The sequence below is a fragment of the Streptomyces sp. NPDC093598 genome (assembly GCF_044764825.1).
Lineage (GTDB): Bacteria > Actinomycetota > Actinomycetes > Streptomycetales > Streptomycetaceae > Streptomyces.
In genome coordinates, this window is sequence record NZ_JBIWIV010000001.1 from 128,802 (window position 1) to 143,138 (window position 14,337).

13 protein-coding genes are annotated in these 14,337 nt (G+C 72.0%); 2 read left to right on the top strand and 11 right to left on the bottom strand.

The features are described from left to right. Positions 1–11: 11 nt before the first annotated feature. The 6 genes from ACIRDU_RS00615 to ACIRDU_RS00640 form a co-directional block, all read right to left on the bottom strand. Positions 12–623, bottom strand: coding sequence for a TetR/AcrR family transcriptional regulator (locus tag ACIRDU_RS00615; RefSeq protein ID WP_403572381.1), 612 nt, complete (start codon positions 621–623; stop codon positions 12–14). A 163-nt stretch (positions 624–786) separates the two neighbouring features. After that, complete coding sequence (locus ACIRDU_RS00620; protein WP_403572384.1) at positions 787–1,824, bottom strand: LacI family DNA-binding transcriptional regulator; 1,038 nt, start codon at positions 1,822–1,824, stop codon at positions 787–789. Positions 1,825–1,923: 99 nt separating this feature from the next. Beyond that, a complete protein-coding gene (locus tag ACIRDU_RS00625; RefSeq protein WP_403572386.1) occupies positions 1,924–2,328 on the bottom strand; it encodes a VOC family protein in 405 nt (134 codons plus the stop codon). A 60-nt stretch (positions 2,329–2,388) separates the two neighbouring features. Next, positions 2,389–3,984 (bottom strand): TROVE domain-containing protein, encoded by a 1,596-nt coding sequence (locus tag ACIRDU_RS00630; protein WP_403572389.1) that lies wholly within the window; start codon positions 3,982–3,984, stop codon positions 2,389–2,391. A gap of 343 nt (positions 3,985–4,327) precedes the next feature. Then, entirely contained in the window at positions 4,328–5,776 is a 1,449-nt protein-coding gene (locus tag ACIRDU_RS00635) for an alkaline phosphatase PhoX (RefSeq protein ID WP_403572392.1), read from the bottom strand. A gap of 153 nt (positions 5,777–5,929) precedes the next feature. Next, entirely contained in the window at positions 5,930–7,348 is a 1,419-nt protein-coding gene (locus ACIRDU_RS00640; protein WP_403572395.1) for a hypothetical protein, read from the bottom strand. Between the two features lie 311 nt (positions 7,349–7,659). Between ACIRDU_RS00640 and ACIRDU_RS00645 the strand changes: the two genes are divergently transcribed. After that, complete coding sequence (locus tag ACIRDU_RS00645; protein ID WP_403572398.1) at positions 7,660–9,489, top strand: endonuclease/exonuclease/phosphatase family protein; 1,830 nt, start codon at positions 7,660–7,662, stop codon at positions 9,487–9,489. Between the two features lie 51 nt (positions 9,490–9,540). Here ACIRDU_RS00645 and ACIRDU_RS00650 read toward each other — a convergent pair whose 3' ends face one another. The 3 genes from ACIRDU_RS00650 to ACIRDU_RS00660 all read right to left on the bottom strand — a co-directional run bounded on the left by ACIRDU_RS00650 (position 9,541) and on the right by ACIRDU_RS00660 (position 11,366). Beyond that, the gene (locus tag ACIRDU_RS00650; RefSeq protein ID WP_403572400.1) at positions 9,541–10,227 is read right to left on the bottom strand and encodes an antibiotic biosynthesis monooxygenase; all 687 of its coding nucleotides are present in this window, start codon (positions 10,225–10,227) and stop codon (positions 9,541–9,543) included. Positions 10,228–10,584: 357 nt separating this feature from the next. After that, positions 10,585–10,950, bottom strand: a complete 366-nt coding sequence (locus ACIRDU_RS00655; protein WP_403572403.1) for a DUF3618 domain-containing protein — start codon at positions 10,948–10,950, stop codon at positions 10,585–10,587. Then, positions 10,947–11,366: a phage holin family protein gene (locus ACIRDU_RS00660; RefSeq protein WP_403572406.1), complete on the bottom strand. Its 420-nt coding sequence runs from the start codon at positions 11,364–11,366 to the stop codon at positions 10,947–10,949. The genes ACIRDU_RS00655 and ACIRDU_RS00660 overlap by 4 nt, the downstream gene beginning before the upstream one ends. Positions 11,367–11,542: 176 nt before the next feature. Here ACIRDU_RS00660 and dapA point away from each other — a divergent pair, with 176 nt between their 5' ends. Next, complete coding sequence (dapA, locus tag ACIRDU_RS00665; protein ID WP_403572409.1) at positions 11,543–12,442, top strand: 4-hydroxy-tetrahydrodipicolinate synthase; 900 nt, start codon at positions 11,543–11,545, stop codon at positions 12,440–12,442. Here dapA and ACIRDU_RS00670 read toward each other — a convergent pair whose 3' ends face one another. Together ACIRDU_RS00670 and ACIRDU_RS00675 are read right to left on the bottom strand one after the other, a co-directional pair. Beyond that, positions 12,443–13,654: a WD40 repeat domain-containing protein gene (locus ACIRDU_RS00670; RefSeq protein ID WP_403572412.1), complete on the bottom strand. Its 1,212-nt coding sequence runs from the start codon at positions 13,652–13,654 to the stop codon at positions 12,443–12,445. It lies immediately after the preceding gene. Further along, entirely contained in the window at positions 13,651–14,208 is a 558-nt protein-coding gene (locus ACIRDU_RS00675) for a SigE family RNA polymerase sigma factor (RefSeq protein ID WP_403572415.1), read from the bottom strand. The genes ACIRDU_RS00670 and ACIRDU_RS00675 overlap by 4 nt, the downstream gene beginning before the upstream one ends. Positions 14,209–14,337 lie beyond the last annotated feature (129 nt).

The window sequence follows — 14,337 nt, forward strand, 5'->3', positions numbered from 1 at the left end:
GGGACGCCCCCTCACCCAGGGGGCGTCTCGGCGTCCGGCTCACCACCGTCAGGGGCGCCGCGCCCCAGCCCCTCCATCAGCAGCGTCAGATACCGCCGGATGTGCCGGCCCTCCCCGTCCGCCAGTTCCGACGCCGTCGCCACCCCGTGGGCCAGCCGCAGCACATCGACCGGCTCGACGTCCGCCCGGAGCGTGCCCTCCTCCTGCGCCGCCCGGACCAGCCGCTCTGCCGCGCCCTTCACCGAGTCGCCGCAGGCCGTGGCCACGGCCGAGCCGCTCTCGGTGACGGCCGGGCCGAGCAGGGCCTTCAGGCCGCGCATCCGGATCAATCCCGCGCCGAGCTCGTACAGCCACTCCCCCAGCGCCTCACGCGGCGGCAGTTCGGCCGCGAGCACATCGGCCCTCGCCGCGATCGCCTCGACCCGGTCGAGATACGCGGCCTCCAGCAGCGCCTGCCGGGTCGGGAAGTGCCGGTACAGCGTGCCGGAGCCGACCCCGGCACGCTTGGCGATGTCGTCGAGCGAGGCGCCTTCCCCGTGCTCGGCGAACGCCTCCGCGGCCACCGTCAGCAACCGCTCGTAGTTGCGCCGGGCATCCGCCCGCATGGGCCTGACCTGCGCCACGCGACCACTCCTCACCGACCGGGGACTCAGGGGTCCTTACTGCGCACCTTACCGAGAGCGGCCCGGTCCCCCTGCCGACCGGAGACCCCGCGAGACGGACACCGCGTCCGCTCCCGCGCCGCCGCCACGGGGCCACTCCTGCGAGGGCCGGGCGGCCGGAACGTCAGGCGGAGTCGCGCACCACGAGTTCGGGCGTCACCCACGCGTCCGCGCCCCGCAGCGGCTCCTCGCCCGCGCGCAGCCGGGCCACCTGCTCCACGGCCAGCCGTCCCAGCCGCCGCTTGTCGATGTGCAGGGTGGTCAGGGCGGGTTCGACCAGCTCGCCCAGGGAGAGGCCGTCGAAGCCGAGCACGGCCAGGTCGTCCGGAAGGGCCCGGCCACGGCGGCGGGCGGCGCGCATCGCCCCGACCGCTATCAGGTCGTTGAAGCCGAAGACCGCGGTGATCCCGGGCCGCTCGGTCAGCAGCCGGTCCATGCCGGCCTCGCCGCCCGCCACACTGTGCTCGGGGCACACCACGACCCAGTCCTCGCCGACCGGCAGGCCGAGGCGCCGCGCCTGCTCCAGGAAGGCCTGCCTGCGGGGGCCGGGGCCGTGCACGCCGTCCAGCATGCCGATCCTGCGGTGCCCCGCGCGGAACAGATGGCTCATGCCCTGCTCGACACCGCTGGCGGCGTCGATGCCCACGGCCGCGAACCGGGTCTGCTGCGGGCCGCGCTCCAGCAGCACCAGCGGCACGCCCCCGAGGTGCCGGGCGAGCACGTCGTCCGGGTCCTTGAAGTAGCCCACGACGGCGTCCGCCTGGTGGGAGAGCACGTCGAGCGCCTCCCGCTCCCTCGTCTCGTCGATCCGGGAGTCCCACACGACGACCTGCCAGCCGCGCTGCTCGGCCGCCTCCAGCACCCCGGCTGCCACCTCCGGGAAGAACGGATTGCGCAGGTCGGGGATGACCAGACCGGCGGTGACGGCCCCCTTCTGGACGAGTCCGCGCGCGAACCGGCTCGGGCGGTAGTCCAGGAGCCGCGCCGCCTCCAGGACCCGCTCCTTGGTGCCGGGGTCGATCTCACCCTTGTCGTTGACCGCCCGGGAGACCGTCTGGCGTGACACCCCGGCCAGGCGTGCGACGTCGTGGATCGTGGCCCGGCGCCGGGCACCGTCGGGCCGCTCGGCACTCGGCTCCGCACGCTGATTGTCCGTCCACACGCCCAGCACTGTATCCGGCACCGCAGCCTGCCCGGCAGGGGCAGCCGGACGGCCCCCCCCCCCTCCGGATGCGCAGCGGGACCGGCGCCCTGTGGTGCCTCAGTCGCCGAGCTCGGTGAACAGCGTCAGCTGGAGGGCGCCCGGGCCTTCGAGGCGGGAGTTCAGGGAGTTCCACGGGGTGCGCGTCGGCTCGGCGACGACTTCCGCTCCGGCTGCGGCGAGCTTCGCCGTGGTGGCGACGGAGTCGTCCACCTGGAAGGCGACCCGGATGTGCCCGGCCACCCGCCGCCCCACCTCGACCTCGTCGATGAACGCGGCGTGGTTGGGGTCGGTCAGCTCCAGGGTGGCCCGCCCGGCGTCGAGGATCGTGACCCGCCCGTCCTGCGAGGCGAACGCGGCCTGCTCGGTCAGGCCGAGCACGTCCCGGTAGAAGTGCAGCGCGGCGTCGTAGTCGTCGGCGGTCACGACCAGGCGGAGTTCGCGAACGGCTGGCTCGTCGGACATGGCGGCTCCTCCAAGGCATCGGCTGACCGCGACAACCCGACGGCCCGCCGGATGATTCCCCTACGCGTTCCCTCGCTCAAGCCACGGCCAGAGCCCTTCACTGCCACGCTCCAGCAAGGACACCATCCGGAACGCCGCGTCCGAGAGCCCCCCGAACGTGTGCCGGTCGCCCTTGCCCGACGGACCGTGGCCCGCCCGGTATCCGGCGAGGTTCCAGGTGTAGACCGGCACGTCGGCCGGGATCTGCTCGGTCGGGTCGCCCCGGTGGTGGTGCGTGTACTGCTCGTCGGTGACGATCAGCACCCGGTCGTGCTTCTTGTAGTGCCGGCGCACCGCCCCCGTGGTGTCGGTGCCGCCCAGGTCCCCGAAGCGGTCGAGGATCTTCAGCACCGACTCCCCGCCGCTGAACCTCACGCGGTCGCTCGTCGAGCCGAACTCGACCAGGTCCGCGCGCTCCGCCCGCAGCGCCAGCGCCGTACCGAAGATCGCCGCCGCGTCGGCGCGGGTGAGCTCCGAGCGGTCGGACAGCCGTGACCAGAACATCGAGCCGGAGCGGTCGACGAGCACCAGCGTCCGGCCGGGCAGCGCGGGCACGTTGGCCAGCGAGTGGCCGAGCGCCCGCTCCAGTGCGTACGACCAGCGCAGCGACGGCGCGTGCCGGTGCGCGGCGAGGTACCGGAACGGGAACTGCCGCGAGCGCGCGACCTCCGCCGGGTCGCTGATCCGCGCGGCGACCCGCTCGGCCACCTCGTCCGAGACCCCGGCCTCGTCGAAGTTCCGCAGGTTCCGCACGAGCGCCATGGTTCCCATGGAGGGGATCACGGCCTCCCAGGCCGCCTTGTCCATCGGCCCCTGCAGCCAGCCCGCCAGCGCCTCCCACGTCATCCCGGCCGCGGCCAGCCGCTCGGCACCGCCCTCGGCGGTCAGGACCGCACGCCGCTCCTCGACGGGCAGCGCCATCAGCTCGCGGTGCGCGGTGAGGACGTGGTCCGACGCGGGCGGTACGGCGGTGTCCGGGTGGTGCCGGCGGTCGAGGGCGTAGCGGAACAGCTCGCCCTGCCACGGCTTGTCCGGGTCCGGGGCCGCGTGCACGAGGTTGAGGATGTCACCGAAGCGGTAGCCCTTGGAGGCGGTGTCGTACTTCAGCAGCGCCTTGCCGTGGTAGAGCCGGCGCACGGCGTCGGCGATGCCGCGCTTGACCGGCTTCGGCACATTGCGGCCGTACATCGCGGTCCAGTACGCGAGCAGCTCGCCGGGCTCGTCGGGCCGCTGGAGGACGGAGGCGACGACCTGCCGGTTGGACGGGCCGTCGGTGGCGTCCGCGTCCAGGCGGGCCTTGACGTACTCGGCGGCGCCGACGACCGAGGCGGTGCGCAGGTTGCCCGCGCCGCGCAGCCAGCCGAGCAGGCCGGCCGTCCACTCCGGGTCGGTGACGGCGAGCTCGCGCACGAGCCGCTGGAACCGGTCGTCGCGGTCGGCGCCGGTCTCGTAGAAGGTCTGCTGGGAGACGAAGTGGGACACGGCGAGCAGGAAGAGCTCGGAGCGGGCGTCCCGCTCGCGGCCGCGGCCGCCCTCGTACGTGCGCAGCACACGCCCGGTGGACGTCACGCGCGAGACGGGACGCGCGCGGGCTGCTTTGGAATTGAATCGCGCCATGGTGAATTCCCCCGAATTCGTTCGTGTTTCGGGGAAGACGCTGCATGCGGAAAAGAGGTGGGTGCCCGAGGACAGAAGTCGGCGACGGACTAATTCAGATGCTCTACTCACTTGAGCTACAGCGACCCGAAGTCGCTGACGGGACTCGAACCCGCAACCCTCTGATCCCAGGAAGTAACCGTTGCCTTCGCACCGGGCACCCACCACATGCTGCGCCTCCCGAGATCAAGTCGGCGGCGGCGTCGGATTCTTTGGAAGAGAAGTAGCCGCTGCCATCGCACCGGGAGGTGCGTGACGTTGTGATCTCACTGTAGGAGGCGCGCCTTTGGAACTGCGAGCGAATTTATGACCGCTTCTGGCGCTTCCAGGGACCGGTGATGGCGAGCATGATGCCGGGCGTCTGGATGTTGGCGTAGAGGGTCCGGCCGTCGGGCGAGAAGGTGACACCGGCGAACTCGCTGTACTCCGGCTCCTCCTCGGTGCCGATGTTCAGTTCGTTGCGGGCGATGGGGTACGTACGCCCGCTGTCGGTGGCGCCGAACAGGTGCTGCACGCCTTCGCCGTCCTCGGCGATGACGAGGCCGCCGTAGGGGGAGACGGTGATGTTGTCGGGGCCGTCGAACGCGCCGTCCTTGGAGGGGTCGGGGTTCACGCCGAGCAGCACCTTGAGCGTCAGCGTGCGGCGCTTGGGGTCGTAGAACCAGACCTGGCCGTCGTGCTGGACGGGGCTTTCCTCACGGGCGTAGGAGGAGACGATGTAGGCGCCGCCGTCGCCCCACCACATGCCCTCCAGCTTGCGGGCGCGGGTGACCTGGTCGTCCTTGAACTGCTTGCGCACGGGGGTGGTGCGGGCGTCGCGGTCGGGCACGTCCACCCAGTCGACGCCGTAGACGGTGCCGATCTTCGTGGCGCGGGACAGGTCGTCGATGAACGTGCCACCGGAGTCGAAGCACTTGGGCGCCTGGAGGACACCGGCGTCGTCGGCGAGCTCGCGGAACTTCCCGGGGCCGTACGCGAAGCCCTTGGGCGGGGTCCAGCGGAAGAAGAGGCCGTTGGGGCCGGCGGCGTCCTCGGTGAGGTAGGCGTGGCCGCGCTTGGGGTCGATGACGACGGCCTCGTGGTCGTAGCGGCCGAAGAACTTCAGCGGCTTGGGGGCGCGGTTGGCGCGCCGGTCGCAGGGGTCGACCTCGAAGACGTAGCCGTGGTCCTTGGTCATGCCGTTGACGCCGGCCTTGTCGGAGTTCTCCTCGCAGGTGAGCCAGGTGCCCCAGGGGGTGCTGCCGCCGGCGCAGTTGGTGGAGGTGCCGGCGATGCCCACCCATTCCGCGACCCGTCCGTCGGGGCGCACCTCGACGACCGTGCAGCCGCCGGCCGCGGCCGGGTCGTAGACGAGGCCCTCGGTGAGCGGCACCGGGTACTTCCAGTTGGCGCGCGGGCCCTTCAGTTCGTGGTTGTTGACGAGCAGGGTGGTGCCGCGGGGGCCGTCGAAGGTGGCGGTGCCGTCGTGGTTGGACGGCGTGGGCTCACCGGACTCGAGCTTGGTCTTGCCGCTGTAGGTGATGATCCGGTACGTGAAGCCGGCGGGCAGGGCGAGGATGCCCTTGGGGTCGGGGACGAGCGGCCCGTAGCCGACTCCGTGCCGGGTGTCCGCCGCCCCGTCGCCCGCGCTGTCGGTGTCGGTGGACGCGAGGGCGTTCGGCGCGGTGGCGAGGGCGCCGACACTGCCCGCCAGCGCGACACCGGCACCGGTGATCGCGGAGTTTCTGGCGAAGTCCCTGCGGGTGAGCGACATGGTGTCTCCTGTGACGGTGAGGATGCCGTGGAGGGTGGCGGACCTCGTTCGGCGAAACCGTCCCGCTCATCCGTGAACGCCGGTTGAACAACACCCCAGGGGCGCGGGGAACTGCGCGACAAGCCGAGACGGCGCCGCATCCGTGAACCGGGATCAGCCCGCCTGCTGGGATCGCGCCTTGAACGCAGCCTTCCGGGCTTCCTTCGCCACCTTCTTGTCGGGATGCAACCGCCCCATGGCCTCCAGCACATCGGCCGTGGCCGGATGATCAACCCGCCACACAGCAGCGAAGAACCCGCCGTGCTGCCGCGCGAGCCCCTCCACCAGCGCCCGCAGCTCCTCGGAGTTCCCCTCCGCCGCGAGCTGCGCGGCCACCGTGTCGATGGTCAGCCAGTACACCATCGCCTCGGACGGCGCGGGCACGTCCACCGCGCCGTGCTCGGTCAGCCACACCCGCGCGAGCCCGCCCAGCTCGGCGTCGTCGAGCACCTCCCGCAAGGCGGGCTCGGCCGAGGCTCCGACGAGGGACAGGGCCTGCTGACACCGCAGCCGCCGCAACGGCGCCCCGGCATCGGAGCCCCGGGCCGCCGCCAGCAACTCCCGCGCGGCGGCGAGCGATTCCCGCCGCTGAAGCCACTGCTCGGTCTCCGCCTGCGCCGCACCCGGCGGGAACTCCGCCGTGCCGTCGAGCAGCGCGTCGGCCCCCTTGTCCGCGAGGTCGCCGACGGCCGGTGCGTCGAACCCGGCCTCCAGCAGCCGGGCGCGCATGCCGTACAGACCGAGCGGGGTGAGCCGGACCATGCCGTAGCGGGAGACGTCCGTGTCGTCGACGGGTGCCGCGGGCTCCTCGTCGGCGTCGGCCATGAGCGCCTCGTCCACGGGCTGGTACGCGACGAAGCCCACCGGCTCCAGCATCCGGAACTGGTCGTCCAGCCGCATCATCGCGTCGGAGACCTGCTCCAGGACGTCGTTGGTGGGCTCGCCCATGCCGCTGGGCACGATCACCGAGGCGGCCAGCGCCGGCAGCGGCACCGGGGCGCCGCCGGGGGCGTCCTCGCCGGCGGTCAGCAGATAGAGGTTGCCGAGCACGCCGTCGAGGAACTCGGCCTCGGCCTCCGGGTCCCAGTCGAGGGAGGAGAGGTCGACCACGCCGTCCTCGTCCATGAGCCCGTCCAGGTCGGGCACGCTCGCGTCGGCGAGCACGGTCTCCAGGGCGGCGAGCCACACGGCGAGCACGTCCTGCGGCGAGCCGGCGGTGAGCAGGGCCAGCTCCTCGCCGGCCGTCACGGTGCCCTCCTCCTCGTCGACGACCTCGACGAGCCCGGCGTCCACGGCGACCCGCCACGCCTCACTGGCGTCGGCGGCGGCGTCGTCCCCGCTCAGCCCGAGCGCCTCGGCGGCCGCGGGCAGCTGCTCGTCGACGAGCCCGCCCCCGGCATCGACTCGGGTGTCCGGCCCGGCCCAGCGGGCCAGCCGGGCGGCCCGGGACAGCAACGGCGTGGACAGTGCGTCGCGCGCCAGCTCCGCTTCGGGGTGCAGCCGCACCGGCGGCAGGGGGGAGCTGTCTGACATCGGCTGTTTCTCCTAGGGCGCCTTCATAGGACTCAGCCGCTCAGCCTAGACGGATTTCCACCCATGCCGCCCACTTCATCTCCCCGTCAGCTGCCGTACATGGCCGAAACCTTGACAAGTGACGTGACCAGGCTGGAGATTGACGCGCGTAGAAGTCGGCGGACACTTGTTCACCGGGCCGGCCCCACCAGGCCCACCCGTTCCCTGCGTCTACGCGCGTCACCGCATCCGCCCCACAGGTAGCGGCAGTCAGCCATTCCACGTTTCCGCCCTCGTCCCGGCGCCCTGTCACGTCCCCGGAGGGAATCCCGTTGCCGAGCAAGTCGTCCGCGCGTCTCGCCGCGCTCACCGTCGCCGCCGCGTGTTCCGCGGCATCCACGATCGTCCTCACCACCCCCGCGCACGCGGAGTCGGTCCGCATCCACGACATCCAGGGCAGCACCCGGATGTCCCCGTACGCCGGCAAGCAGGTCACGGACGTGGCCGGAATCGTCACCGGCATCCGGACCTACGGCTCCTCCCGCGGCTTCTGGATCCAGGACCCGAACCCGGACGCCGACCCGGCGACCAGCGAGGGCGTCTTCGTCTTCACCAGCTCCGCCCCGAAGGGTGTCGCCGTCGGTGACTCCGTCACGGTCAACGGCACGGTCTCGGAGTACGTCCCCGGCGGCACGACCTCCGGCAACCAGTCGCTGACGGAGATCACCAAGCCGACGACCACGGTCGTCTCCAGCGGCAACGCGCTGCCCGCCGCCACGGCGATCACCTCGCGCTCGGTCCCCGCCGCCTACGCCCCGGCCGGCGACCAAGCCGCGAACGGCTCGATCAACGCGCTCCCCCTCCAGCCCGCGACGTACGCCCTGGACTACTACGAGGCGCTGGAGGGCATGGCCGTGAAGGTCGCCGACACCCGCGTCGTCGGGGCCACCGACCCGTACACCGAGCTGTGGGTGACGGTGAAGCCGCACGAGAACCGCAACCGCCACGGCGGCACGGTCTACGGCTCCTACGACGACCAGAACACGGGCCGCCTCCAGATCCAGTCCCTCGGCGCGACGGCGGACTTCCCCAAGGCGAACGTGGGCGACACCCTCACGGGCACCACCGCGGGCCCTCTGGACTACAACCAGTTTGGCGGCTACACCCTGGTCGCGAGCGAACTGGGCACCCTGAAGAGCGCGGGCCTGGAGCGCGAGACGACCCGTAAGCAGCGCTCCTCCGAGCTCGCGGTCGCCACCTACAACGTCGAGAACCTCGACCCGACCGACGACACGTTCGCCGCCCACGCCTCCGCGATCGTGAACAATCTGAAGTCGCCCGACATCGTGTCCCTGGAGGAGATCCAGGACAACAACGGCGCGAAGAACGACGGCACGGTCGCGGCCGACCAGACGCTGACCAAGCTGATCGACGCGATCGTCGCGGCCGGCGGCCCGACGTACGACTGGCGCTCGATCGACCCGGCCGACGGCACCGACGGCGGTGAGCCGGGCGGCAACATCCGCCAGGCATTCCTGTTCAACCCGGAGCGGGTCTCCTTCGCGGACCGCGCGGGCGGTGACGCCACGACGGCCACCGGCGTGACGAAGATCCGCGGCAAGGCGCATCTGACGCTCAGCCCCGGCCGTATCGCCCCCGCCGACGAGGCCTGGAAGAACAGCCGCAAGCCGCTGGCCGGCGAGTTCGTCTTCCGCGGCCGCTCGGTCTTCGTGATCGCCAACCACTTCAACTCCAAGGGCGGCGACCAGGGCCTGACCTCCCAGTACCAGCCGCCGTCCCGCAGCTCCGAGACGCAGCGCCACCAGCAGGCCACCCTGGTGAACGCCTTCGTCAAGGACATCCTCGACACCCAGAAGAACGCGGACGTCATCACCCTGGGCGACATCAACGACTTCGAGTTCTCGAAGACCGCGCAGCTCCTCGAGGGCCGCGGCGAACTGTGGTCGGCGATCAAGTCGCTCCCGCGCAGCGAGCGTTACTCGTACGTCTACCAGGGCAACAGCCAGGTCCTCGACCAGATCCTGATCAGCCCGTCGATCCGCCGCGACTGCGACTTCGAGTACGACAGCGTGCACGTCAACGCGGAGTTCAACGACCAGATCAGCGACCACGACCCGCAGATCCTGCGCTTCCGCCCGTAACACCCCGTGGGGCCGGCCGGACCTTCCGCCCGGCCGGCCCTCACAAGCCGATCAGCCCGGCACCAACCCCAGAGCGTGCTCGTACCGGCTGCCGGTGCTTCCCTTCACCCCCGGATACGTCCGCACCCGCTCCCACACCTCGCTCGTCGGGGCGGCCAGCGCCCGGTCATAGGCTTCGGCGCTCTCCCACTCCGCGTAGTTCAGTACGTGCGTGCCATCCGTACTGAGATGGAAGTGAGCGGAGAGCAGCCCGGCGTTCCCCGCCGGGTCGTCGTCCACGGCCTTCACCACGAGGTCGACCCACTCCTCGCGGCGCCCCTGCGCCCCGCTCTCGAAGTCGACCCGCACGGTGACGATCAGACCCGGCACCCGCGTGTCCCCGGCAGCGCGCTCCCGGCTCCGATACCGCCGGTACCGCCCGAGCCCGACCCGTTCGATCCCCGGCACGGCGGTGTCGATCTCGTCCACGCGTTCCTGCCGGTGAGCCTTGACGAAGGACTCGTAGGCCTGCTCGCCGGTCCACTGCGAGTAGTGCATCAGGGTGGACCCGTCGTGCCCCGTGTACACGTGATACGCCAGCAGATCCCCGGCGGGCCAGGGGCGCCGCGCCCAGGTGCTCCCTATGGCCTCCACGGTCTGCCGCTGCCGCTCGGGGGTGCCCACCCGCCAGGTACTGAAGAAGGGGGCACCGATGCGGGGGTCGGTGAGATCGGGGTGCTGCTCGGTTCGACGGCTCATGAACACTCCAGTCGTAGCGCCGGTCGCGAACACACCCCACCTTCCGACCTCGACCAAGCTTGAGGTCAAGAGGGGGGGCGGTGCGACTCGGCGTCGTCACTGGAGCCGGGTGACTCCCCAGCCCGGCGGCGCGGGTTGCCGCCGCACCGCGAAGCCACAGCGCTCCCGCACCCCCGTACGGCGAGAAGGGGACGTGTCGGGGGTCCGCCCGCAGCGGTCGTCGGCGCGTCGACGAACAGTCAGTCGGCGCCCGGCCCCCTCGCGCCGTTCCGAGGACGGACACCCGGCGCGGCCCCGACCCGCCCCCGGAGGCAGGCGAAGCGGACGCCCACTCCCACCGGGGCAAGGACTCGACGCTCACCGATGCCCGTGCGCATGCCTCCACCGCAGCACCCCGACAGCCACAACGGCCCCCGCCGCCCCGGCCACCAGCACCGGCCCCGGATGCCGCATGCCCGCCTGGACAACGGTCCGCACCGGACGAGGCCCGGCATGCGTCGCCTTGTCGTGCACCGTGTGCCCCGCCTGCGCGGCACTGCTGCGCAACTGCACAGTCATCGCCCCGGCCTTGTCCCGCAGATCGGCCGCCCGCGCCCGAGCACGGCCCTTCACATCCGCCTTCCCCGCCAACTCCTCCACCGTGTTGCCGAGTTCACTGCGGGTTCGCTCGATCTGCCGCCGCAGCTCGTCGGGCCCCTTGGCCCCACCCGTCGCGTCCGTCATCGATGCGCCCTCTCCTTGATCTCCTCCACGTCGGCCCTGACGCTGCCGAGAGTCTTCTCCGGCGTGGGTGGCGCGGCCTTGCGCAGCTGCCCCCGCCCGGTCGCCGCCAGCACACCGGCGATCAGGAACAGCACGCCCGTCACGATCAGCGCCGCGGCCCACACGGGCAGCGCCAACGAGAGCGCGGCGACACCCGCTCCGGCCAGCACGAGCAGCCCGGCGTACGCGACGGCACCCGCCGCCCCGAGCAGCCCGCCGCCACGCCCCGCACGCCGCCCCTTCTCGGCCAGCTCCTCCTTGGCGAGAGCCACTTCCTGCCGTGCGAGCGTGGAGAGCTGCTCTGCGGCCTGCCCGACGAGCTCGCCCACGGAGTGACGCTCGTCGTGCACGGTCCGATGATCCATGGTTCCGGTCACGTGTTCCGCCTCCTCCCGAAGTCAGGAACACCCGGGTACCCGGACGGCCCGGCTGCTACCCCTGCCTCTCGCCCACCCGGCCCACCGAGCGCCTCCCCGAGATTGAAGCAACGCTAACGAAAATCTGTAAGCAGAATTAAGTGGAGCTACACGATCAACGGGCCGACACTACCCCCATGACTCCACCGCCCGCACCACCCGTCCTCGGCCGCGCCCTCTGCGCCATGATCACTCCCTTCACGCCCTCCGGAACCCTGGACCTCGACGGAGCCCAGCACCTCGCCACCCACCTGGTGGCGAACGGCTGCGACGGCCTGGTCCTCTCCGGCACCACGGGCGAGTCCCCCACGACCACGGACGCCGAGAAGTCGGCCCTCGTCGCTGCCGTCCGGGAGGCGGTGGGCGACCGGGCCAAGGTCGTCACCGGCATCGGCACCCCCGACACCCGCCACACCAGCGAACTGGCCCGGGAGGCCGAAAAGGCGGGCGCGGACGGCCTGTTGGTGGTGTCTCCGTACTACAGCCGCCCCCCGCAGGACGCGATCGAGGCCCACTTCCGAGAGGTCGCGGACGCCTCCGGACTCCCGCTCATGCTCTACGACATCCCGGCCCGCACCGGCTCCCGCATCGAACCGGAGACGGTCCTGCGCCTCGCCGAACACCCCAGGATCGTCGCGGTCAAGGACTGCTCCCACGACTTCCTGGGCACCCAGAAGGTCCTGGCCCGCACAGACCTGGCGTACTACGCGGGCTGCGACGAACACAACCTCGCGCTGTACGCCGTCGGCGGCACGGGTTACGTCAGCACGGTCGCGAACGTGGTCCCGGCCCACCTGCGGGCCGTCCTGGACGCGTTCGACGCGGGTGACACGGCTCGGGCGGCCCGCCTCCAGCAACGGGCGACACCCCTCATCGAGGCGATCATGTCGGCCGGCCTGCCGGGCACCGTCACGGTCAAGGCACTCCTGACCGCCCTGGCCCTCCCCGCGGGCCCGGTCCGCGCCCCGCTCCGGGCCGCCGACCGGGCCACGACCGACACCCTGTTCTCGCTCCACGCGGACCTCGCCAAGACCTGATCACCGCACTGCGAACACCGGCTCCCACCGCCCCTTGGTGTTGTCCTTGGGCGACCGGAAGTCGCTGAGCGGGGTGGTCTTCTCGCCGCCGATGGTCACCAGTACCAGCCTCTGGTGGTACTCGTTCCCGTCCGGCCCGATGTCCCAGGCCACGAGCGAGTTCCCGTCCGCCCAGGCCAGCAACTGCTGCCCGCGCACCTCGCGCTGCTTCCCGGTGCGGGCGTCGAGGACGAAGGACGACGTCTTCCACTTCCGCCCCGCGAACTGACCGGCGACGAGCCGCCCGTCCGGCGACACCCCCGCGTCGACGAACCAGTCCCGGTACCGTTCCAGCGCCGGCGCGGGGACTTCCTTGCCGGTGACGTCGTAGAACTTCTTACCCGGTTCGGTGGGCATCCCGGACCAGACGAGACGGCCGTCGCGGGTGAACGCGAAGTCCTGGCGGGAGTTGAGGAACGCGGCGGGGTTGTGCGCACCCCCGCCGATCTCCACCCCGGCCCAGGAACTGCTCCCGGAGGCCACGTCGATGACGTGGAACCCGGTCCGGTCCGACTCCATGAACGGGGCGTCCCAGTCCTCCGACCCGTCCATCTTCACCCGGCGGTCGGGATTCTTGCTGTACGCCGTCGCGACGAGCTTCCTGCCGTCGGTGGAGAACTCCACCCCCGCCACCGGCCGGTCGACCGGGATCCACCTCTTGACCTGGCCGCTCGCCAGATCGAGCAGCCCGATGCGCTTCACCGGCAGGTTCCGCTCCAGAACGGCGGCGGTCCTCAGCCCCGGCGCGACCGCGACGTACGACCACCGGTCGTCCTTCGCGTACTTCTTCGTGCCGGGGTTCAGCAGCCAATACGTACGCTCCGAGACGGCTCGGTCGGCGGACTGCTCGACGGTCCTGGTGGTGTAGTACGCGGCCAGCGCGACCCGCCCGGCCGCGATCATGTCGCGCGGCGGCGACTGGTCCGGGTGGGCGGTGAGGCCGGTCTGCTCGACCCCGCCCGAGGGGCGCACGTCCTGCTTGCCGGAGTCCAGCACCGGCACGGCCACGGCGACGGCGACCACGGCGGCGGCCGCCGCAGCGAGGGACGCGATCCGCCGGCTGCGGCGGCGCCGCCGGACGGCCAGCACCCGGTCGGCGAAGCCGGGGGCCGCGGGCGGCTGTCCTTCGGCCTGGTCGCGCAGTGCGTCACGCACGAGCTCGTCGACGTTCACTGACGCACCTCCACGGGCGAGTAGTCACGGGAGGGCCGCTGCTCGGCGGCGGCCGGGCCGAGGGCGGCCAGCTCGGGTGCGACGGCGCGCAGCCGGGCGAGGGAACGATGGGTGGCGGACCGTACGGTGCCGACGGAGCAGCCCAGGATGCGGGCCACCTCGCCCTCGGGCAGGTCCTCGAAATAGCGCAGCACGAGCACGGTGCGCTGCCGCGCGGTCAGCCGGGCGAGCGCGCCGCGCATCACCAGACGCAGCTCGGCGGCCCCGGAGGCATCCGGATCGATGCCGGTCTCCGGCAGTTGGGCGACGCTCAGTTCACGCCTCGGCCACTTCAGCCGCCAGCGGCTGACCTGCTGCCGGTAGAGGACCTGCCGGACGTAGGCCTCGGGTTCGTCGATGCGGTGCCAGCGGCCCGCCGCCTTGATCAGCGCGTTCTGGAGCAGGTCCTCGCCCGCGTGCCGGTCGCCGCCGCTGAGCAGGACGGCGGTCTTCAGCAGCGCGGACGACCGGTTCGCCACGAACTCCCGGAAACTCTCCTGCGCTTCGGCATCCATCGTCACCTTCGCTCTCCCCCGGGGCGAACCCTGTGCCCGCCCCCCGTACTCCCTGTGACGCGTGCGGACACGCCCCGCTATGCCACCGGCCAGGAAGAAAGACGGGACGGCCCGTGCCGCAGTCGCCTG

Coding starts and splice junctions, on each gene's coding strand:
- ACIRDU_RS00650 (WP_403572400.1), bottom strand. CDS start 10,227: ATGAGCCGTCGAACCGAGCAGCACCCCGATCTCACCGACCCCCGCATC.
- dapA (WP_403572409.1), top strand. CDS start 11,543: ATGACTCCACCGCCCGCACCACCCGTCCTCGGCCGCGCCCTCTGCGCC.
- ACIRDU_RS00635 (WP_403572392.1), bottom strand. CDS start 5,776: ATGTCGCTCACCCGCAGGGACTTCGCCAGAAACTCCGCGATCACCGGT.
- ACIRDU_RS00630 (WP_403572389.1), bottom strand. CDS start 3,984: ATGGCGCGATTCAATTCCAAAGCAGCCCGCGCGCGTCCCGTCTCGCGC.
- ACIRDU_RS00655 (WP_403572403.1), bottom strand. CDS start 10,950: ATGACGGACGCGACGGGTGGGGCCAAGGGGCCCGACGAGCTGCGGCGG.
- ACIRDU_RS00675 (WP_403572415.1), bottom strand. CDS start 14,208: ATGGATGCCGAAGCGCAGGAGAGTTTCCGGGAGTTCGTGGCGAACCGG.
- ACIRDU_RS00640 (WP_403572395.1), bottom strand. CDS start 7,348: ATGTCAGACAGCTCCCCCCTGCCGCCGGTGCGGCTGCACCCCGAAGCG.
- ACIRDU_RS00625 (WP_403572386.1), bottom strand. CDS start 2,328: ATGTCCGACGAGCCAGCCGTTCGCGAACTCCGCCTGGTCGTGACCGCC.